This is a genomic window from Pseudomonas sp. M30-35 (genome assembly GCF_002163625.1).
Lineage (GTDB): Bacteria > Pseudomonadota > Gammaproteobacteria > Pseudomonadales > Pseudomonadaceae > Aquipseudomonas.
The window spans coordinates 2,585,956-2,605,273 of sequence record NZ_CP020892.1 but is presented as its reverse complement, the minus strand read 5'-3'; the positions used below and the strand labels follow the sequence as shown (position 1 = coordinate 2,605,273).

15 protein-coding genes are annotated in these 19,318 nt (G+C 55.7%); 10 read left to right on the top strand and 5 right to left on the bottom strand.

Annotated features, from left to right (window positions below):
• Positions 1–42: 42 nt before the first annotated feature.
• The 5 genes from B9K09_RS11895 to B9K09_RS11875 all read right to left on the bottom strand — a co-directional run bounded on the left by B9K09_RS11895 (position 43) and on the right by B9K09_RS11875 (position 6,278).
• Positions 43–2,031, bottom strand: a complete 1,989-nt coding sequence (locus tag B9K09_RS11895) for an acetyl/propionyl/methylcrotonyl-CoA carboxylase subunit alpha (protein ID WP_087517001.1) — start codon at positions 2,029–2,031, stop codon at positions 43–45.
• Positions 2,028–2,828: a gamma-carboxygeranoyl-CoA hydratase gene (locus B9K09_RS11890; RefSeq protein ID WP_087517000.1), complete on the bottom strand. Its 801-nt coding sequence runs from the start codon at positions 2,826–2,828 to the stop codon at positions 2,028–2,030. The genes B9K09_RS11895 and B9K09_RS11890 overlap by 4 nt, the downstream gene beginning before the upstream one ends.
• A 71-nt stretch (positions 2,829–2,899) precedes the next feature.
• Complete coding sequence (locus B9K09_RS11885; RefSeq protein WP_087516999.1) at positions 2,900–4,507, bottom strand: carboxyl transferase domain-containing protein; 1,608 nt, start codon at positions 4,505–4,507, stop codon at positions 2,900–2,902.
• A gap of 46 nt (positions 4,508–4,553) precedes the next feature.
• Entirely contained in the window at positions 4,554–5,717 is a 1,164-nt protein-coding gene (locus tag B9K09_RS11880) for an isovaleryl-CoA dehydrogenase (protein ID WP_087516998.1), read from the bottom strand.
• 165 nt (positions 5,718–5,882) lie between these two features.
• Positions 5,883–6,278 (bottom strand): MerR family DNA-binding transcriptional regulator, encoded by a 396-nt coding sequence (locus B9K09_RS11875; protein WP_087516997.1) that lies wholly within the window; start codon positions 6,276–6,278, stop codon positions 5,883–5,885.
• 160 nt (positions 6,279–6,438) lie between these two features.
• Here B9K09_RS11875 and B9K09_RS11870 point away from each other — a divergent pair, with 160 nt between their 5' ends.
• The 10 genes from B9K09_RS11870 to B9K09_RS11825 all read left to right on the top strand — a co-directional run bounded on the left by B9K09_RS11870 (position 6,439) and on the right by B9K09_RS11825 (position 19,238).
• Positions 6,439–7,515 carry an AraC family transcriptional regulator gene (locus tag B9K09_RS11870; protein WP_371917458.1) on the top strand — a complete coding sequence of 359 codons (1,077 nt, stop codon included), beginning with the start codon at positions 6,439–6,441 and terminating at the stop codon, positions 7,513–7,515.
• A gap of 81 nt (positions 7,516–7,596) precedes the next feature.
• On the top strand, positions 7,597–9,252 hold the full coding sequence (locus B9K09_RS11865; protein ID WP_087516995.1) for an acyl-CoA synthetase: 1,656 nt from the start codon (positions 7,597–7,599) through the stop codon (positions 9,250–9,252).
• A 31-nt stretch (positions 9,253–9,283) separates the two neighbouring features.
• A complete protein-coding gene (locus B9K09_RS11860; RefSeq protein WP_087516994.1) occupies positions 9,284–10,051 on the top strand; it encodes a 3-hydroxyacyl-CoA dehydrogenase in 768 nt (255 codons plus the stop codon).
• Between the two features lie 36 nt (positions 10,052–10,087).
• Entirely contained in the window at positions 10,088–11,293 is a 1,206-nt protein-coding gene (locus B9K09_RS11855) for an acetyl-CoA C-acyltransferase (protein WP_087516993.1), read from the top strand.
• Entirely contained in the window at positions 11,293–12,420 is a 1,128-nt protein-coding gene (locus B9K09_RS11850) for an acyl-CoA dehydrogenase family protein (RefSeq protein WP_087516992.1), read from the top strand. Before B9K09_RS11855 ends, B9K09_RS11850 begins: the two co-directional genes overlap by 1 nt.
• An 86-nt stretch (positions 12,421–12,506) precedes the next feature.
• The gene (locus tag B9K09_RS11845; protein WP_087516991.1) at positions 12,507–14,177 is read left to right on the top strand and encodes an AMP-binding protein; all 1,671 of its coding nucleotides are present in this window, start codon (positions 12,507–12,509) and stop codon (positions 14,175–14,177) included.
• Between the two features lie 317 nt (positions 14,178–14,494).
• Positions 14,495–15,673 carry a gluconokinase, GntK/IdnK-type gene (locus B9K09_RS11840; RefSeq protein WP_256574008.1) on the top strand — a complete coding sequence of 393 codons (1,179 nt, stop codon included), beginning with the start codon at positions 14,495–14,497 and terminating at the stop codon, positions 15,671–15,673.
• Positions 15,674–15,725: 52 nt separating this feature from the next.
• Complete coding sequence (locus B9K09_RS11835; RefSeq protein WP_087516990.1) at positions 15,726–17,003, top strand: TRAP transporter large permease; 1,278 nt, start codon at positions 15,726–15,728, stop codon at positions 17,001–17,003.
• A gap of 100 nt (positions 17,004–17,103) precedes the next feature.
• Complete coding sequence (locus B9K09_RS11830; RefSeq protein WP_087516989.1) at positions 17,104–18,117, top strand: TRAP transporter substrate-binding protein; 1,014 nt, start codon at positions 17,104–17,106, stop codon at positions 18,115–18,117.
• A 101-nt stretch (positions 18,118–18,218) separates the two neighbouring features.
• A complete protein-coding gene (locus B9K09_RS11825) occupies positions 18,219–19,238 on the top strand; it encodes a LacI family DNA-binding transcriptional regulator (protein ID WP_087516988.1) in 1,020 nt (339 codons plus the stop codon).
• The last annotated feature ends 80 nt before the right edge of the window (positions 19,239–19,318 follow it).

Sequence of the window (19,318 nt, the reverse complement as noted above, 5' to 3'; positions counted from 1 at the left end):
AAAACATAAGGTTAAGTTTCTTTGTTAATCTTATTTATAGTGTTAGGCGCTGTGTTGCGTGCTTTCAGATTGATCAAGGTCAATTTCTACCAGCACCGTGCCTTCGCTGACCATTTCACCTTCCGCGCAAAAAAGTGCTTTAACTGTGCCTGCTTGTGGGGCGCGAATGCTGTGCTCCATCTTCATTGCTTCCAGCACCACTAGCGCAGCACCTGCTTCAACCTTGGTGCCCGGTTCGACCAATATGCGCACGATGCTGCCATTCATGGGCGCGGTCAGGCCGCCATGTTGTTCGTGGTTACGTTGCGCGGCAGCAATTGGGTCAAATCTATCGACTTGGTGCAGTTCGCCGTCCCATTCAATAAACAGGCTCGCGCCTCGGCGGATAAGCAAATGTGCTGTGCGTAAACCGTTGCGTTCAACCAGCATCTGCTCGTCACTCAGCGTCAGCAATGAAGGTGCGCTGCTACGCAGTTGCACGCATTGTTGCTGCTCGCCAGACACAAGTTGCAGATCAACCTCGCAGGGGAAACCAGCGCGCCAGCCGGTGCGCTGGGCCCAAGGTGAGTGAGGGTCTTCTGCAGTCACACGCTGTGTTTGGCTCTGCACAAAGCCTTCGGCAGCCAGTTGCCAGAATGCATCGGTCAGCGAGCTAGGCTCTGGCAAGAGCACGTCCTGATAGCGCGGAATAAATCCAGTATCCAACTCGGCAGCGGCAAAGGCTGGGTGACCCAGTACGCGCTGTAAAAACGCTAAGTTGGTGCGTACTCCGGCAATATGGGTGTGTTTTAGCATGGCCAGCAAGCGCAGCCGGGCTTCTTCGCGGTTGGCGCCCCAGGCGATCAGCTTGCCGAGCATCGGGTCGTAAAACGGTGAGACTTCATCGCCTTCGGCAACGCCTGAATCAATGCGGCGACCTTCGCCAACACTCGCTTCACGATAGATAGCCAGCTTGCCGGTAGAAGGCAGAAAATCGTTTGCCGGGTCTTCGGCGTAAAGACGCACTTCAATCGCATGGCCATTCAGCGGGACTTGTTCCTGGGTGATTGGCAACGGCTCGCCACGGACCACATGGATCTGCCAGGCCACCAGATCAAGCCCGGTAATGGCTTCAGTTACCGGATGTTCAACCTGGAGGCGGGTATTCATCTCCATAAAGAAGAACTCACCACGGGCGTCGAGCAAGAACTCGACAGTGCCGGCGCCCACATAACCAATGGCTTGCGCGGCTTTGACCGCCGCTTCACCCATGGCTTGGCGTTGAGCGGGCGATAGGCCGGGGGCAGGGGCCTCTTCAACGACTTTTTGGTGACGGCGTTGAATCGAGCAGTCGCGCTCATTCAGATACAGGCAGTTACCGTGCTGATCGGCGAACACCTGTATTTCGACGTGACGCGGCTTGAGTACGTATTTCTCGATCAACATGCGCGAGTCGCCAAAGGATGACTGCGCCTCACGCTGCGCCGATGCCAGCGCCTCCGCCATTTCTGACGCTTGCTCAACCACCTTCATGCCCTTGCCGCCACCGCCAGCAGTGGCTTTGAGTAACACCGGATACCCAATGACTTCAGCTGTGGTGCAGAAGGTTTCGACATCTTGTGCCGCGCCATGATAACCGGGAACCAGCGGCACCCCAGCTTGCTCCATCAGCGCTTTTGCCGCGGATTTACTGCCCATCGCATCAATCGCCGAGGCGGGCGGGCCGAGAAATATCAGCCCAGCGTTTTCTATTGCGCGGGCAAAGTCGGCGTTTTCTGAAAGAAAGCCATAACCGGGGTGGATGGCTTGTGCACCGCTGGCTTTAGCCGCATCGATAATCGCGTCTATACGCAAATAGCTGTCGGCAGGCTTGGCACCGCCTAAATCGACTGCCACATCGGCTTCGCGCACGTGGCGCGCATTGCGATCAATGGAACTGTGCACGGCAACCGTTCGCAGGCCCAATTGCTTGGCGGTTTGCATCACTCGGCAGGCAATTTCGCCACGGTTGGCGACAAGAATGGTGTCGATGGTTTTCAGCTTCTGGCTCATGCTTGCGGCTCCTGCCAGGCGGGTGTGCGCTTTTGCAGAAACGCATTAAGGCCTTCTTGTCCTTCGGCACTGACTCTGATGCGCGCAATCGTATTTTCGGTGTAGCGACGCAACGCTGGAGTTAACACGCCGCTACCGACTTCTTTGAGCAAATCTTTACTGGCGCGCATTGCCTGCGGGCTGTTGAGCAGCAGGTTGGCGCTCCAGGCATCGGCTTGCGCATCAAGCTCGCTGGCGGCGTAGCATTCGGCGAACAGACCAAGTTGCTGCGCTTTGACGCCACTAAAACGCTCCGCCGTCAGAGCAAAGCGCCGTGCGGCACGTTCGCCGATGGCTTGCACTACAAACGGGCTGATCACCGCGGGTGCCAGGCCAATTCGCACTTCGCTGAGGCTGAGCAGGGCGTCGTCAGCACCGATGGCCATGTCACAGCAACTGATCAAGCCGACCGCGCCGCCAAATGCCGCGCCTTGCACCACCGCCAGTGTTGGGATCTTCAACTGATACAGGTTGTGCATCAGCTCAGCCAGCACCCGGGCGTCATTTAAGTTGGCGTTGTAATCGAGGGAGGCACTGGCTTGCATCCAGGCTAAATCCGCACCGGCGCTGAAGTGTTTGCCACGACCACGAACGATCAAAAAGCGCAGGGATTTATCGGCCTGAACATCATCCAGAGCGAGAATCAGCTCGCTGATCATTTCAGCATTGAAGGCGTTGTTCTTTTCCGGTCGGTTAAGCCACAGCGTGGCGGCGCCGTTGGCGGCTTTTTCCAGTTCGATGGTGCTGAAGTCAGTCATACGATTAACTCTTTAAATAGGTAGAAGCAGGGCATTTGCGCGAGCAGGTTTAGTCACTCTCAATCGCCGTGCTACATGCGAAACACGCCAAAGGTACTCGGCTCAATGGCAGCATTGAGGCTGGCAGACAGGGCCAGGCTAAGCACTTCACGGGTCTGCGCAGGATCGATTACTCCGTCATCCCACAGCCGTGCGCTGGAATAATACGGATGACCTTGGGTTTCATACTGGTCGAGGATCGGCTGTTTCAGCTGTTGTTCCTGTTCTGCACTGAATTCTTCGCCCGCACGCTGGGCTTGTTCGCGCTTGACCTGCACCAACACCCCAGCCGCTTGTTCGGCGCCCATTACCCCGATTCGGGCATTGGGCCACATCCACAGAAAACGCGGGTCATAGGCGCGCCCGCACATGCCATAGTTACCAGCACCGAAGCTGCCGCCAATAATGACCGTGAATTTCGGCACCTTGGCGCAGGCCACCGCGTTAACCAGTTTGGCGCCATGCTTGGCGATACCGCCTGCTTCGTATTTTTGTCCGACCATAAAGCCGGTGATGTTCTGCAGAAATACCAAGGGAATTCCGCGTTGGCAGGCCAGCTCGATAAAGTTGGCGCCTTTTTGCGCCGATTCAGCGAATAAGATCCCGTTATTGGCGAGGATCGCGACCGGATAGCCGTTAATATGCGCAAAGCCGCACACCAGTGTGCTGCCAAACAGCGCTTTGTATTCATCGAATACCGAGCCATCGACCAGGCGTGAAATCACTTCACGAACATCGAAAGGCTGTTTGGCGTCTACTGGAATTACGCCATACAGCTCTTGGCTGTCGTACAGCGGCAGAATCGGTTCGCGGGTATTGACCTGCCCGAGCTTGCGCCAGTTGAGATTGGCTATGCTGCGGCGGCACAAGGCGAGGGCGTGAGCATCGTCTTCGGCATAGTGATCAGCCACCCCGGAGGTTTTACAGTGCACATCAGCGCCGCCAAGGTCTTCGGCGCTGACGACTTCACCTGTTGCCGCTTTGACCAGTGGTGGGCCGGCGAGAAAAATCGTGGCTTGGTTGCGCACCATGATCGCTTCATCAGCCATGGCCGGCACATAGGCCCCACCGGCTGTGCACGAACCCATTACTACGGCTATTTGCGGAATGCCCATGGCGCTCATGTTGGCTTGATTGAAGAAAATCCGTCCGAAGTGTTCGCGGTCCGGAAATACTTCATCCTGACGGGGCAGGTTGGCGCCGCCCGAATCAACCAGGTAAATGCACGGCAAGCGGTTCTGTTGCGCGATGGTTTGCGCCCGCAGATGCTTTTTAACTGTCAGCGGGTAATAACTGCCACCTTTAACGGTGGCGTCATTGGCGACAATCATGCACTCAATGCCCTCGACGCGGCCAATGCCCGCCACTATGCCAGCGGCCGGAACGTTTTCACCGTAAACCTCATGGGCCGCTAACTGGCTGATCTCCAGGAATGGCGAGCCGAGATCGAGCAATTGATTGATCCTGTCGCGGGGCAGTAGCTTGCCCCTTGAGGTGTGACGCTCTTGCGCTTTGGTTCCGCCGCCTTGATGAATCTGCGCGAGCAGCATGTGCAGGGCATCGACTTGCTCGGCCATGGCGCGGCTATTAGCAGCGAACTCCGGCGAACGAGTATTGATCTGAGTGTGCAGTACAGCCATCAGGCGAACTCCGAATAAATAGTGCAGAGCTGAACGACGTTCAGGCTTACTTGGTTTCGTTAAACAGTTCGCGGCCGATCAGCATGCGCCGGATTTCGCTGGTGCCAGCCCCGATTTCATACAGTTTGGCGTCACGCAGGAGGCGTCCAGCCGGGAACTCGTTGATGTAGCCATTGCCGCCAAGAATCTGGATGGTGTCCAGGGCCATTTGTGTTGCACGTTCGGCGCTATAGAGAATGACACCGGCTGCATCCTTACGCGTGGTTTCGCCACGATCACAGGCCTGCGCCACTGCATAAAGATAGGCGCGGCTAGCGTTAAGCTGGGTGTACATGTCCGCTACCTTGCCTTGGATAAGCTGGAACTCACCGATACTCTGGCCGAACTGCTTGCGGTCATGAATGTAGGGCACGACCACGTCCATACAGGCCTGCATGATGCCGATTGGGCCGCCGGCCAGCACCACGCGTTCGTAGTCGAGGCCGCTCATCAGCACCTTAACCCCGCCGTTTTCGACGCCAAGGATGTTCTCGGCCGGTACTTCAACGTCATCAAAGAACAGCTCGCAAGTGTTTGAGCCGCGCATGCCGAGCTTGTCGAACTTGCTGCCGCGGCTGAAGCCTTTCCAGTCACGTTCGACGATAAAGGCGGTGATGCCGTGCGCGCCTTTTTCAATGTCGGTCTTGGCGTAAATTACATAGGTATTGGCGTCGGGACCGTTGGTGATCCAGGTTTTACTGCCATTGAGTACGTAGTGGTCGCCACGTTTGTCGGCACGCAGCTTCATCGAGACGACATCCGAGCCAGCGTTTGGCTCGCTCATGGCCAGTGCGCCGACGTGCTCACCTGAAATCAATTTCGGTAGGTACTTAGCTTTTTGTTCGGTCGTACCGTTACGGTTGATCTGGTTTACGCAAAGGTTCGAGTGCGCGCCATAGGACAGGCCCACAGACGCAGAGCCGCGGCTGATTTCTTCAATCGCGATGACGTGCGCCAGGTAACCAAGGCCGGCTCCACCGTATTCTTCGCTGACGGTGACGCCGAGCAAACCCATATCCCCGAATTTTTTCCACATGTCGGCAGGGAACAGGTTTTCGCTGTCGATAGCCGCCGCGCGTGGGGCCAGTTCAGCCGCGACAAATGCTTGAGTCTGGTCGCGCAACATGTCGAGGGTTTCGCCAAGCGCGAAGTTCAGAGAAGGATAGCTCATGGTGTCACCTATAATTATTAAGACCCCTCTGAAAACTACTGCGCTAGGTACTACTGCGTTGAAAAGCTGCTCAAAATGCTCATTTAGGACAACTAAACTGCGCTTTTTCTCACCTTTTCGCCTTGTATTCCCTTCGCTCGCTACGTTCTCAGAGGGTTCTTAGGTTTAAATGTTAACTGTTTGTTTTTTATCGATATCAGCCATGGCGATCAAGCAGCGCTCTTCGGCAGTATCGAGCTCCAGTTGCATTTGCTGGATGTCCAGCAGTTGCTGTTCGAGTTGATTACGGCGTTCAGCAATCTTCTGCATAAAGCTCTCAAGCTGCTTACGATTACCCTGAACCGGGTCATATAACTCGATGAGTTCTTTGCATTCAGCGAGTGAAAAACCGATGCGTTTGCCGCGCAAAATAAGTTTTAGCGTCACTTTGTCTTTAGCGCTGTAGATGCGCTCTTGGCCACGTCGCTCAGGACTGAGCATTGATTGCTCTTCATAGAAGCGAATTGCGCGGGTAGTGATATCCAGCTCGCGAGCCAGTTCTGAGATTGAATAGGTGGGCATTGCTGGTAACTCGTATTAACCTTTACGTAAACGTAAAGCTGAGTTGCAAAGCTGTCAAGCTGTCGCTCTACAAATAACCGGTCTACATTTTGTCGAAATCTGGTTTAGGACTTTCGCCGCAGGGTGCGAAATACTTTGCTGGCTGACATGTGCGCGACAGATTCGATCAAGCAAGGAACCTATGCAGGCAGACAAGGGCACCATATCTATACAGTTGGTCAGTGAAGCCATCTATGAGCTGCAACGTGGTGGGGCAGATGTGCGCCAGTTGCTTGAGCAGGCAGGCATTGCGCCAGGACTGCTGGCAAAGCCATACGCACGAGTCTCCTGTGAGCAGTATGCGCAACTGTGGTTAGCCCTTGCGCAGCGTACGGATGATGAGTTCTTTGGCCTCAATGCGCGACGCATGAAGGTCGGCAGCTTTGCATTTATGGCGCGTACCGCCAGTCAGGAACCAACCCTTGAGCGTGCGTTGCAGGGCGCTTTGCGCTTTTTAGGGCTGATATTTGAAGACCTGACGCCGCGTCTGCAGCGGGCCGGGGGCATGGCGGAGATCGTGCTTGAGCAAGCGCCAGGCTCAGTCAGCACCCGTGGGCGTGCATTCGCAGATTTCACAATGTGGATGATTGTGCATGGTCTGGCGTGTTGGTTGGTGGGGCGACGCATTCCAATCATCGCAATCGAAGTGCAGCGGCCCAAGCCAGACTATATTGAAGATTATCGGGTGATGTTCAGCGAAAATTTGCGTTTCAACCGCCCGCAATCACGGCTGCTATTTAACGCGCAATGGTTGGATCTGCCGATCAGGCGCAGTGCTGAAGAGCTGAAACTATTTCTGCGAACCGCGCCACAAGGGATCTTGGTCAAGTACCGTGATCCGCAAAGTCATGCCGCACGGATTAAAACCTATCTGCGGGCAATGAAGCCTGAGCGCTGGCCTGATATCGAGGCGATATCTGCGTATTTCTTTATGGCGCCCTCAACACTGCGGCGCAAGTTGTCGCAAGAAGGGCAGTCATACCAAAGCCTCAAGGATCACGTGCGCCGCGATATGGCAATCAGCCGCTTGGATCAGGGCGAGATCAATTTCAATGATTTGGCCTTTGATTTGGGGTTTGCCGACGCCAGCGCTTTTTACAAAGCCTTCAAGAAATGGACCGGCTCAACGCCAGGTCAATATCACAGCATGATGTATCCTCAAGGGAGCGCCACTGTCAAAACTGCTCAGACAGATTGATCCCTTAAGACATTGCCCGGAATGCGTCTGGGCGCGACTATCGGTTACTACTCCTCAAATAAAAAAGCTCGGAGTTGACTGATGCGTGACTACTTTTCTGCTGCCCGTGAGTTCGATTTTAACCACGCCATGAGCACTACGTTGGCGGGGTCGACTGACGCGATCAATGCCTGCGTCGAGTGTTGCGACCGGCATGCGCTGCCCGGGCGTGTTGCCTTGTTTTGGGAGGGCGCCGACGGTTCAAGTGCAACCTACACCTTCGCCCAGTTGAAACAGCAGTCCGCACGTTTCGCCAATTTCTTACGCAGCCAGGGCGTCATGCCGGGTGATTGCGTGTCCGGTATGTTGGGACGCAACGTTGAGCTGCTTATCACTATTCTTGGCACTTGGCGCGCGGGCGCGGTTTACCAGCCGTTGTTTACTGCCTTTGGCCCCAAAGCCATTGAGCATCGGATAAATACTGCGGGCTCTAAAGTTATCGTCACCGACGCCAGCAACCGGCCAAAACTTGACGAAGTTGCCAGTGATGCTTTGCGCGTCACTGTTTCAGGCCCTAAAGGGCAAGGGATTGCGCACGGCGACTTCAGTTTCTGGGCTGAGCTTGAGCGCAATGATGAGCACTTCGAGCCAGTAATGCGCAACAGCCAAGACCCGTTTCTGATGATGTTCACCTCAGGTACAACGGGTGCAGCCAAACCAGTTCCTGTGCCGCTGAAAGCGATTCTGGCGTTTGTCAGCTATATGCGTGACGCTGTGGATTTGCGCCCTGAAGATGCCTTCTGGAATGTCGCTGATCCCGGCTGGGCCTATGGCCTGTATTACGCCGTCACCGGGCCATTGGCGATGGGCCATCCGACTACCTTTTATGAAGGTACTTTCAGTGTTGAAAGTACCTGCCGGGTGATCCGCAAATACGCCATTACCAATCTTGCAGGTTCGCCGACTGCCTACCGTTTACTGCTCGCCGCCAAACAGCAGGTCGAGCCGCTGCTGAAGGCCAAATTACGCGCGGTGAGCAGCGCCGGTGAGCCGCTAACGCCTGAGGTCATCCGTTGGTTTGCCGAGGGGCTGGACACCACCATTCATGATCATTACGGCCAAACAGAGCTGGGCATGGTGTTGTGCAACCACCATGCATACGAACACCCGGTTCGCATCGGCGCAGCTGGTTATGCGGTGCCGGGGCATCGTGTAGTGGTGGTCGATGAAGCCTGTAATGAGCTTGCAGTCGGCCAGCCCGGCAACCTTGCGCTGGATGTGAGTCAGTCTCCGTTGTTCTGGTTTCGCGGTTATCAGGACATGCCGACCAAGGCTTTCAGTGGTCGCTATTACCTGAGTGGCGACACGGTTGAGCTCAATGCTGACGGCAGCATCAGCTTTGTTGGGCGCGCCGATGATGTGATCACCACGTCGGGGTATCGCATCGGGCCGTTTGATGTTGAAAGCGCTTTGATCGAACACGACGCAGTGATTGAAGCCGCTGTGATTGGCAAGCCAGACGCCGAACGTACCGAGTTGGTTAAGGCCTTTGTCGTGCTGCAGCCGCAGTTCGCCGCCAGCCAGGCGTTGGCTGAGGAGTTGCAGCAATACGTACGCAAACGTCTGTCTGCTCATGCTTATCCGCGGGAAATCGAGTTTGTCGATGAATTGCCAAAGACCCCAAGCGGCAAGATTCAGCGCTTTTTATTACGCAATCAAGAAATCGCCAAGCAGAACCTTCACGGCGCGACGGTCTGAGTGCGCAGCGCACTGAACAGGAATAATCCAGATGCAAATTGAACAGCGAGTATTTTTAATCACCGGCGGCAGTTCCGGGCTGGGCTTGGCCACGGCGCGCAAGTTGGTAGAGGCGGGCGCCAAGGTCGTGTTGGCGGACATCAATCAGCAAGCGGGTCAGGCCCGTGCGACCGAGTTGGGTGAAAGCGCCTTGTTCGTTGCAGTCGATATTACCCAGGAGGCAGACGCCAGCAAGGCCATTACCCAGACGCTTGAGCACTTCGGCGGCCTACACGGTTTGGTCAACTGTGCGGGTATTGCGCCAGCGGAAAAGCTGTTGGGGCGTAACGGCGTGCATGCGCTGGAGAGTTTTCGCAAGGTGGTCGATGTCAACTTGATCGGTACCTTCAACATGCTGCGCCTGGCTGCAGAAGCGATCGCTCAGAGTGAGCCACAAGCAGATGGTGAGCGCGGGGTGATGATCAATACAGCGTCGGTCGCCGCATTTGACGGGCAGATTGGACAAGCCGCTTATGCGGCTTCAAAGAGCGCGGTGGTCGGGCTGACATTACCGTTGGCGCGTGAACTGGCGCGTTCGGGCATTCGGGTGATGTGCATTGCTCCCGGTATTTTTGAAACACCGATGATGGCCGGCATGCCCCAGGAAGTGCGTGATGGCTTGGCCGCTAACGTGCCGTTTCCGCCACGCTTGGGCAAACCCGAGGAGTACGCCTCGCTGGTATTGCACATTATCCAAAACAGCATGCTCAACGGCGAGGTTATCCGCCTGGATGGCGCCTTGCGTATGGCTGCCAAGTAGCAGTCTTTTTGTCACTCCAACAGCAGGAGCCCGCATATGAACAGTAATAGCGATCCGGTCGTCATTGTCAGTGCTGCACGCACGCCAATGGGCGGTTTTATCGGGGATTTGAGCGGCGTTAGTTGCGCTGAACTGGGTGCCACTGCAATTCGCGCGGCAGTAAAACGTGCGGGTTTAGCTGATGATGCCGTTAATGAAGTGATCATGGGCTGTGTGCTGCAGGCCGGTCAGGGCCAAGCCCCGGCACGCCAGGCAGCACTGGGTGCAGGTTTAGACCAAGGCACGGTGTGCTCGACGCTGAACAAGATGTGTGGCTCCGGCATGAAGTCAGTGATGCTTGCCCATGATTTATTGTTGGCTGGTAGCGCTGAGGTGGTAGTCGCCGGCGGCATGGAGAGCATGTCCAACGCACCGTACTTGCTGGACAAGGCCCGTGCGGGCTATCGCATGGGCCACGGCCGGGTGCTTGATCACATGTTCCTTGATGGTCTTGAAGATGCCTACGATAAAGGCCGCTTGATGGGCACGTTCGCCGAAGATTGCGCGCAAAGCTACGGTTTTAGCCGTGAGCAGCAAGATGATTATGCAATTACCTCGCTAAAGCGCGCACAGGCGGCGATGGATCAAGGCCATTTTGAGGCGGAGATTGCTGCCGTTGAAGTCAAAGCCAAACGCGAAACGCTCAGCGTGACGTGCGATGAGCAGCCGCCAAAAGCCAAGTTGGAAAAAATCCCGACCTTAAAACCTGCATTCCGTGAAGGCGGAACTGTAACGGCGGCTAATGCCAGTTCCATTTCAGATGGTGCTGCAGCCTTGGTGTTAATGCGTCGCTCCCAGGCTGAAAAGCTCGGGTTAAAGCCGTTGGCAACCCTTGTCGGGCATAGCTCCCATGCGCAAGCTCCCGGCCTGTTTGCCACCGCACCGGTTGGCGCGATCAAAGGTTTGATGGCGCGCACCGGTTGGATGCTGGATGAGGTTGATCTGTTCGAGATCAATGAGGCCTTCGCCGTGGTGCCGATGGCGGCTATGCGTGATCTGGCAATCTCCCATGACAAGGTCAATGTGCACGGCGGTGCGTGTGCGTTGGGCCATCCGATTGGCGCATCTGGCGCGCGGGTCATCGTCACTTTGCTCTATGCGCTGCAACAACGGGGGCTGACACGCGGTGTGGCTTCGGTGTGCATTGGTGGCGGTGAGGCAACAGCAGTCGCTCTTGAACTGGTCAGCCAAGGAGCGAATTAATGATCCCGACAGATGAAGAACTGCAGATTCGCGACGTTGCCCGACAGTTTGCCCAGGAACGGCTAAAACCCTTTGCAGCAGACTGGGATCGTGAGCATCGTTTCCCGGCAGAAGCCTTGCGCGAGATGGCGCAGCTTGGCTTTCTCGGCATGCTTGTGCCGGAGCAATGGGGTGGCGCGGATACGGGGCATGTGGCTTATGCCATGGCGCTTGAAGAAATTGCCGCCGGTGATGGCGCCTGTTCAACCATCATGAGCGTGCACAACTCTGTCGGCTGCATGCCGGTATTGAAATACGGCACTGAAGAGCAGAAACGCAATTATTTGCAGCCGCTTGCCGAGGGCGCAGTGCTTGGGGCGTTTGCCCTAACCGAGCCGCAAGCAGGCTCCGACGCCAGTTTTCTGCGTACCAAGGCGCAACGTGATGGCGACTATTACGTGCTAAATGGCAGCAAGCAATTCATTACCTCGGGCAGTCATGCTGGCGTGGTGATTGTGTTTGCAGTGACCGATGCAAGCCTTGGTAAGCGCGGTATTTCGGCGTTTATCGTGCCGACCGATACGCCAGGCTTTAGCGTTAGCCGGATTGAAGAGAAGCTCGGTCAGCACGCCTCAGACACCTGCCAGCTACAGTTCGACGACATGCGCATTCCGCTCAGTCTGCGCTTGGGGGAGGAGGGTGAAGGCTACAAGATTGCCCTAAGCAACTTGGAGGGCGGGCGCATTGGTATCGCCTCCCAGGCAGTCGGCATGGCCCGTGCGGCATTTGAGGCGGCTCGAGACTACGCCCATGAGCGCGAAACCTTCGGCAAGCCAATTATCGAGCATCAGGCGGTCGCGTTTCGTTTGGCAGATATGGCCACCGAGATCGCCGTTGCCCGGCAAATGGTTTTGCATGCCGCAACCTTGCGCCAAGCAGGCTTGCCGTGCCTGACCGAGGCCTCGATGGCCAAGCTGTTTGCCTCGGAAATGGCTGAGAGGGTTTGCTCGGCGGCGATTCAGGTCCATGGCGGCTACGGCTATTTGAAAGACTTTCCGGTGGAGCGCATCTACCGTGATGTGCGGGTCTGCCAGATATATGAAGGCACCAGCGATATTCAACGCATGGTCATCGCACGCAGTTTTTGAGTTCCTGCATTTGCCTACAAACCTTCAGGCTGCTAGCTGCGGCAGCGCCTCGCCAATTACCTGAATAATCATAAAAAAGGTATCCAATGACTGCGCCGAGTTATTCCCAAGGACCACAAGACAAAGCATTGCTGACCCTGACCGTTGGCGATGCATTCGATAACACTGCGGCGCGCTTCGCTGAGCGTGATGCCTTGATTGTGGTGCATCAGCACTTACGTTACAGCTGGAAGCAGTTGGCGGAAGAGGTTAACCGTACGGCGCAGGCGTTTATGGCGCTGGGGATTAAAACCGGTGATCGGATTGGCGTGTGGGCACCTAATTGCGCGCAGTGGTGCATCAGCCAGTTCGCCAGCGCCAAGATCGGTGCTGTGTTGGTCAATATCAACCCGGCCTATCGCTGCAGCGAGCTCGAATATGCGCTCAAGCAATCGGGCTGCAGTTGGTTGGTCTGCGCCGATGCCTTCAAAACATCTGACTACCAAGCCATTCTGGTTGGCTTATTACCGGAATTGGCGACGAGCCCACGCGGTCAGCTTGCCAGCGCACGCCTACCTGAATTGCGCGGCGTGATTAGCCTGGCAGAGCAAGCCCCGGCTGGCTTTATACATTGGCGTGAGTTAGCCGAGATGGCGCAGGCGGTGACTGCTGAACAACGGGTTGCACGCCAGGCTGAGCTGCAATGTGATCAAGCCATCAACATTCAGTACACCTCTGGCACCACCGGCGCGCCTAAAGGTGCGACCTTGAGCCATCACAATATCCTTAACAACGGTTATATGGTCGCCGCTAGCATGGGTTTGACTGAGCATGATCGGCTGGTGATCCCGGTGCCGCTGTATCACTGTTTTGGCATGGTCATGGGTAATCTGGGGTGCATAACTCACGGCGCGACAATGATTTACCCCTCAGCCGGTTTTGAGCCTGAGGCGACTTTGCAAGCGGTCGCTCAAGAGCGAGCCACCGCGTTATACGGTGTGCCGACCATGTTTATCGCCGAATTGGATCACCCGCGGCTTAATGAGTTTGACCTAAGCTCGCTGCGCACCGGGATCATGGCTGGGGCAACGTGCCCGATTGAGGTGATGCGCCGGGTGATTAAAGAACTGCACATGTCAGAGGTGCAAATTGCCTACGGCATGACTGAAACCAGCCCGGTGTCGCTACAGACTGCTGCGGATGATGACCTTGAGGCCCGGGTCACCAGCGTGGGGCGGACGCAGCCACAGCTTGAAAGTAAAATCATCGACGAACTGGGCGAAACTGTCCCGCGTGGGCAGACTGGTGAGCTGTGTACACGGGGCTATAGCGTGATGCTCGGCTACTGGAATAACCCGCAAGCCAGCGCCGAGGCAATCGACGGAGACCGCTGGATGCACACGGGTGACTTAGCGGTGATGGATGAAAGTGGTTATGTACGCATTGTCGGGCGTAGCAAAGACATGATCATTCGCGGCGGGGAGAACATCTATCCGCGAGAGATCGAAGAGTTTCTGTTTACCCACGCTGCAGTTGCCGATGTACAGATCATCGGTGTGCCTGACAGTAAATACGGTGAAGAAATCGCCGCCTGGATCAAGCTGCATCCAGATATGGACTGCGATGAAACCCAGTTGCGCGAGTTCTGCAAAGCCAATATCGCCCACTTCAAAGTGCCGCGTTACTACCTGTTCGTAGACGAATTTCCGATGACGGTGACCGGCAAAATTCAGAAGTTCCGCATGCGCGAGCAGACGATCATCGAGCTAGGTTTGTAGACTAAAGGCTAGGATCCAGCGGCCCCTGCGAGGGCCTCCTTGCAGGGGCAGGTTGGCGGATGTGTTGTTTCTCGAATCAATATTAACTTGTTTTTATTCAATTAAAACAATATGTTAGTGATTGTATTTAATCTTGTTTATCATGTTTTTTCTGATAAATGCCAAGCGTACAGCGGATCAGTAACCGCTGTGTGCTGCTGGTTTTTCCCAGCAGGATCATCCACTCAGGATAAATTCCTACTTGCTTGATAAATTTGGTAGCGCTAACATCGGTTAAAACAAAATAGCGCTGCAGTGATAGCGCGTCGGAGACATGTATGAAAACCAGCCTTCCTGCCCAAGGCGCTGAGCTTGATATGCGTGCACTTGTGGTCATGGGTGTTAGCGGTTCAGGCAAAAGCGATATCAGTCGCGCCGTTGCCAGCGCACTTGGCCTGCAACATATCGAAGCCGATCTATTCCACCCCCAGGAAAATGTTCAGCGCATGAGCGCCGGTATCCCACTCAGTGATGACAATCGGCGAGTGTGGCTGGATGCCTTGATTGCTGAAATGCACGCTGTAGAAGCGGCTGGTAATGGTTTTGTCTTGGCCTGTTCAGCGCTTAAGCACAGCTACCGCGAACAACTGCGCGCGGCAATCAATGATCTGCACTTCGCTCATCTGGAGATAGACCACGCCACTGCGCTTGAGCGCGTGGGCTCTCGCCCCGGTCATTTCATGCCGACCTCGCTGGTCGACAGCCAATTCGCCACGCTTGAGTCTCCAACTGGCGAACCCGGTGTACTGACTGTAGATGCCAGCCAAAGCCGTGATCGGGTTGTTGAAGCGATTGTTAGCTGGGCTAAAAGCACTGTTCAAGAACCCGCTTTGCTGGCTGAAGCGGTTGATAGCAGCGCCGAATTTGATAGCGCTAACAACGCTCATTCTGAGGCAGCAGATAACGCTGACTCAGGCCAAGAGGGCGCACGTCTGACCGGCGAGCCGATCTATACCGGTGGCGTGGCGATGATGTTCGACAAAGTCACCGACATGATGATGGCGGCGCTGATGGCGTTTATGGTCATCGTGGTGTTCAGCAACGTGGTGCTGCGTTATGCGTTCGGCACTGGTTGGGGGGGCGCGGAAGAGCTGTCACGGCTGGCATTCGTCTGGTTGGTGTTTGTGGGTGTCGCTTCAAGCATGCGCCGGGGCGAGTTGATGAGTTTCACCTTGATCCGTGATCGCTTCCCGCAGGTGATGCGCAAAGTCGTCGACTCGTTGAGTTGGGTACTGGTTGCAGTTGCCAGCGCACTTTCAGTCAAGGGCGCGTGGGAGCAGATGCAGTACGGCTGGAGTAATACCAGCCCGGTTGTGGGTTATCCGCTGGCGATCGCCATGTTGCCCGTGTTGGCAAGCATGGCGGTGTTGGTGTTGCTGGCCATTGTGCAGTTAGTCAACGTCTGGCGTAGAAGCCAGCCGCTGGCCCATGCAGCGGCCAATGTCACCATTGATTAAGCGTCGTATTCACCCATAAGAACAACGGGCAACGCCCACCGAGGACACGCGCATGACAGTTGCTGTTTTCCTTTCTTCACTGCTTGGTTTCATGGCGTTTGGCATGCCAATCGCCTTTGCGCTGGTGCTCACTGGTGCCGTGTTGATGTGGTATCTGGACTTCTGGGACGTACAGCTGCTGGCGCAAAACCTGCTGGCTGGCGCTGATAGCTTTCCGCTACTGGCGGTTCCGTTCTTCATTCTCGCTGGCGAGCTGATGAATGCGGGCGGTATTTCGCGTCGCATTATCACCATGGCCCAAGCCTTTGTCGGCCACAAGCGTGGCGGTCTGGGTTTTGTGGCGATCGCTGCTGCCGTGCTGCTGGCCAGTATGTCCGGTTCAGCGCTGGCAGATACTGCGGCCCTGGCGACCTTGCTCCTGCCAATGATGCGTCAACGTGGTTATCCCTTGCATTCATCGGCTGGCTTGGTAGCAGCAGGCGGCATCATCGCGCCGATCATTCCGCCTTCAATGCCGTTCGTAATTTACGGCGTAGTGACTAACACTTCGATCAGTCAGCTATTTATGGCCGGCTTGGTGCCTGGTTTGATCATGGGTGCCGGTTTGATTTTCGCCTGGACCCTGATCGCTCGCGGCTTTACAGAGCCATCGCCGCCCAAAGCCAGTAAAGAAGTGCGCCGCGCGGCGTTGGTTGACGGTGCCTCAGCATTGATGCTGCCGGTGATCATCGTTGGCGGCCTGCGTTTCGGTATCTTCACCCCAACCGAGGCGGCTGTTGTTGCGGCAACTTATGCCTTGGCGGTTTCGACCCTGCTTTATCGTGAGCTGGATTGGAAGACCCTGATTGAGGCCATGACTCGCGCCAGCCGCACAACCGCTTCGGTGATGTTCCTGTGCGCCGCTGCAACTGTGTCTGCATACATGGTGACGCTGGCCCAGTTGCCTGCCGAACTGGCTGCGATGCTCGGCCCATTGGCTGATCATCCGCGCTTGCTGGTCGCAGCAATCATGGTGCTGATGATTGCCGTCGGCATGGTGCTTGATCTCACGCCGACCATTTTGATTTTGGCTCCTGTATTGGCGCCAATTGCAGCCAAGGCCGGGGTTGACCCCGTGTATTTTGGGGTGATGTTCGTACTGATTGGCTCCATCGGCCTGATTACTCCGCCGGTGGGCACTGTACTCAACGTGGTTGGCGGTATCGGTAAGCTGCGCATGGAAATACTGGTGCGTGGAGTGATGCCGTTCTTCCTGATCTACCTGGCAATCGTACTGTTGCTGATCGCATTCCCAGCGATCGTCACAGTCCCACTGGCATGGCTGCGCTGATCCTGGCTGCCATGCACTGCAAGCGTCTGGTAACAGGCGCGCAATACACAGCTTTATTACTGTTGTCCCGACTCATTCAACAACAACAAAGGTGCAAACCATGAGACGTACACTGATCGCCGGCTTAACCGCCGCAGTCCTGTTTAGCCCATTGGCGACGTTTGCTGCCCACGCAGATGAAGTTCGTTCACGCATGATCCGTTTTGGTTATGGCCTCAACGAAGAGAGCAACCAAGGTCGTGCAGCCAAGCTGCTTGCCGAAGAAGTTGCCAAGGCTTCGGACGGTAAACTCAAAGTGCGTACATTCGGTGCTGCCAGCCTTGGCCCGGATAACCAAATGCAGAACGCGCTGATCGGTGGCGCTCAGGAAATGATGGTCGGTTCGACTGCCACATTGGTCGGCATCAGCAAAGAGATGGCCGTTTGGGATACACCATTCCTGTTCAGCAGTGCCGAGCAAGCTGACAAAGTCCTTGATGGCCCAGTTGGCCGCGAAGTAATGGACAAGCTGGAAGAGAAGGGCTTGGTAGGCTTGGTCTATTGGGAGAATGGCTTCCGCAACATGACCAACAACGTGCGCCCAATTGAAAAAATGGAAGATTTCGACGGTATCAAACTGCGCGTGATGCCAAACCCGGTATTCCTTGAAACCTTCAAGTTGATGGGCGCCAACGCTGTACCGCTGCCGTTCTCAGAGCTGTTTACTGCACTGGAAACCAAAGCTGTAGACGGTCAGGAAAATCCGTTCAACACCATCCTGTCGTCGAAATTCTTCGAAGTGCAGAAGTACCTGACCATTACCAACCACGTTTACAGCCCGTGGATCGTCACTGCATCCAAGCGCTGGTGGGATGGTCTGTCCAAGACCGAGCAAGACATCATCATGCAAGCGGCTGTCAAAGCGCGTGACTTTGAGCGTCAGGATACCCGTGAAGAAGCCGCTAAGGCCTTGGCTGAGTTGAAAGAGAACGGCATGCAAATCAACGAAATCAGCCCTGCTGAAATCGAGCGTATGCGTGAAGCAGCGCAGCCAGCAATCCAGCAAGTGACTGATACCGTTGGCCAGCAGCTGTTCGATCAAGTGCAGGCTGAAGTTAAAAAAGCAGCTCAATAAGCATTCTGTGCAAAGCGTTGCATGCTGAATCATCTAGCGTGCAGCGTTTTGTTTGGATGTCTTGTTAGTATTGCCAATCGTTTGAATATGAGCCCATCCATATGAGTCAGCGTCGTCGCCGCACTGCGGAGCGCGTCACTTTGAATGATGTAGCCAAGGCTGCTGGTTGTTCATTGATGTCTGCATCGCGGGCATTGTCGCAACCCGAACGGGTTTCCGATGCATTACGTGAAAACGTTATGCAAGCCGTGAAAAAACTCGGCTATGTGCCGCACTCAGCTGCGCGGGCGTTGGCCAGCTCACGTTCAAATCTGGTTGCTGCAATTCTGCCTTCATTGTCCAACTCGGTATTTGTCGATACTGCTGAAGCGATTCAGCGGGTGCTGATGCCCGCCGGTTTCGAGATGATGATTGGTGTCAGTCATTACAGCGATGATGAGGATGAACGGCTTTTGCGTTCGTTCCTGGCCCATCAGCCTGCGGGTTTATTGTTGACCGGTTTTGAACGCAGCGACATCGCCCGTGAGGTGCTGGCCAACTACCGTGGGCCCATTGTAACGATGATGGAGCTAAGCGAGTCTGCGGACGATTACTGCGTTGGTTTTTCGCAGTTCGACGCGGGCGCGGCGATGACTCGCGCCTTGATTGAGCGCGGTTATCAGCAGATCGCCTTTGCAGCGGCGCAGCTTGACCCGCGCACCCTGCAGCGAGCCGAAGGTTACCGCCATGCAATGCGCGAAGCAGGGCGCTACAACCCTGCTTTGGAAATGCTCACTGCGCAGGCTTCATCGATTGGTTTAGGGGCTAACTTGCTTGACCGTTTGCTTGAACAGCACCCGCAAACCGATGCGGTGTTCTTCAACAATGATGACTTGGCATTTGGCGCCTTGTTCCGTGCCCGGCAACTCGAACTTGCTGTGCCGCAACGCTTGGCTATCGCCGGTTTCAACGATTTACCCGCGGCTGCATGGGTGCATCCGGCGTTGACCACCGTGCGCACAACGCGCGGCAAGGTGGGTGAGCTGGCTGCCGACATGCTTTTGAACCTGATGCGCGGCGAGCAACCCAAGCAGCCTCGTATCGATGTGGGTTATGAGATCGTCATGCGCGACAGTGCGTAAGCACTGGGAGATAGGTTTCTCAAACAGCTGTGGTGCTATTCCACGCCAAGAAGCCAGTAAGGTAAATGTAAGGTGGATGA

Excerpts from the sequence above, each read along its gene's own strand:
- B9K09_RS11895 (WP_087517001.1), bottom strand. The coding sequence starts at position 2,031 with ATGAGCCAGAAGCTGAAAACCATCGACACCATTCTTGTCGCCAACCGT.
- B9K09_RS11890 (WP_087517000.1), bottom strand. The coding sequence starts at position 2,828 with ATGACTGACTTCAGCACCATCGAACTGGAAAAAGCCGCCAACGGCGCC.
- B9K09_RS11885 (WP_087516999.1), bottom strand. The coding sequence starts at position 4,507 with ATGGCTGTACTGCACACTCAGATCAATACTCGTTCGCCGGAGTTCGCT.
- B9K09_RS11880 (WP_087516998.1), bottom strand. The coding sequence starts at position 5,717 with ATGAGCTATCCTTCTCTGAACTTCGCGCTTGGCGAAACCCTCGACATG.
- B9K09_RS11875 (WP_087516997.1), bottom strand. The coding sequence starts at position 6,278 with ATGCCCACCTATTCAATCTCAGAACTGGCTCGCGAGCTGGATATCACT.
- B9K09_RS11865 (WP_087516995.1), top strand. The coding sequence starts at position 7,597 with ATGCGTGACTACTTTTCTGCTGCCCGTGAGTTCGATTTTAACCACGCC.
- B9K09_RS11860 (WP_087516994.1), top strand. The coding sequence starts at position 9,284 with ATGCAAATTGAACAGCGAGTATTTTTAATCACCGGCGGCAGTTCCGGG.
- B9K09_RS11855 (WP_087516993.1), top strand. The coding sequence starts at position 10,088 with ATGAACAGTAATAGCGATCCGGTCGTCATTGTCAGTGCTGCACGCACG.
- B9K09_RS11850 (WP_087516992.1), top strand. The coding sequence starts at position 11,293 with ATGATCCCGACAGATGAAGAACTGCAGATTCGCGACGTTGCCCGACAG.
- B9K09_RS11845 (WP_087516991.1), top strand. The coding sequence starts at position 12,507 with ATGACTGCGCCGAGTTATTCCCAAGGACCACAAGACAAAGCATTGCTG.
- B9K09_RS11840 (WP_256574008.1), top strand. The coding sequence starts at position 14,495 with ATGAAAACCAGCCTTCCTGCCCAAGGCGCTGAGCTTGATATGCGTGCA.
- B9K09_RS11835 (WP_087516990.1), top strand. The coding sequence starts at position 15,726 with ATGACAGTTGCTGTTTTCCTTTCTTCACTGCTTGGTTTCATGGCGTTT.
- B9K09_RS11830 (WP_087516989.1), top strand. The coding sequence starts at position 17,104 with ATGAGACGTACACTGATCGCCGGCTTAACCGCCGCAGTCCTGTTTAGC.
- B9K09_RS11825 (WP_087516988.1), top strand. The coding sequence starts at position 18,219 with ATGAGTCAGCGTCGTCGCCGCACTGCGGAGCGCGTCACTTTGAATGAT.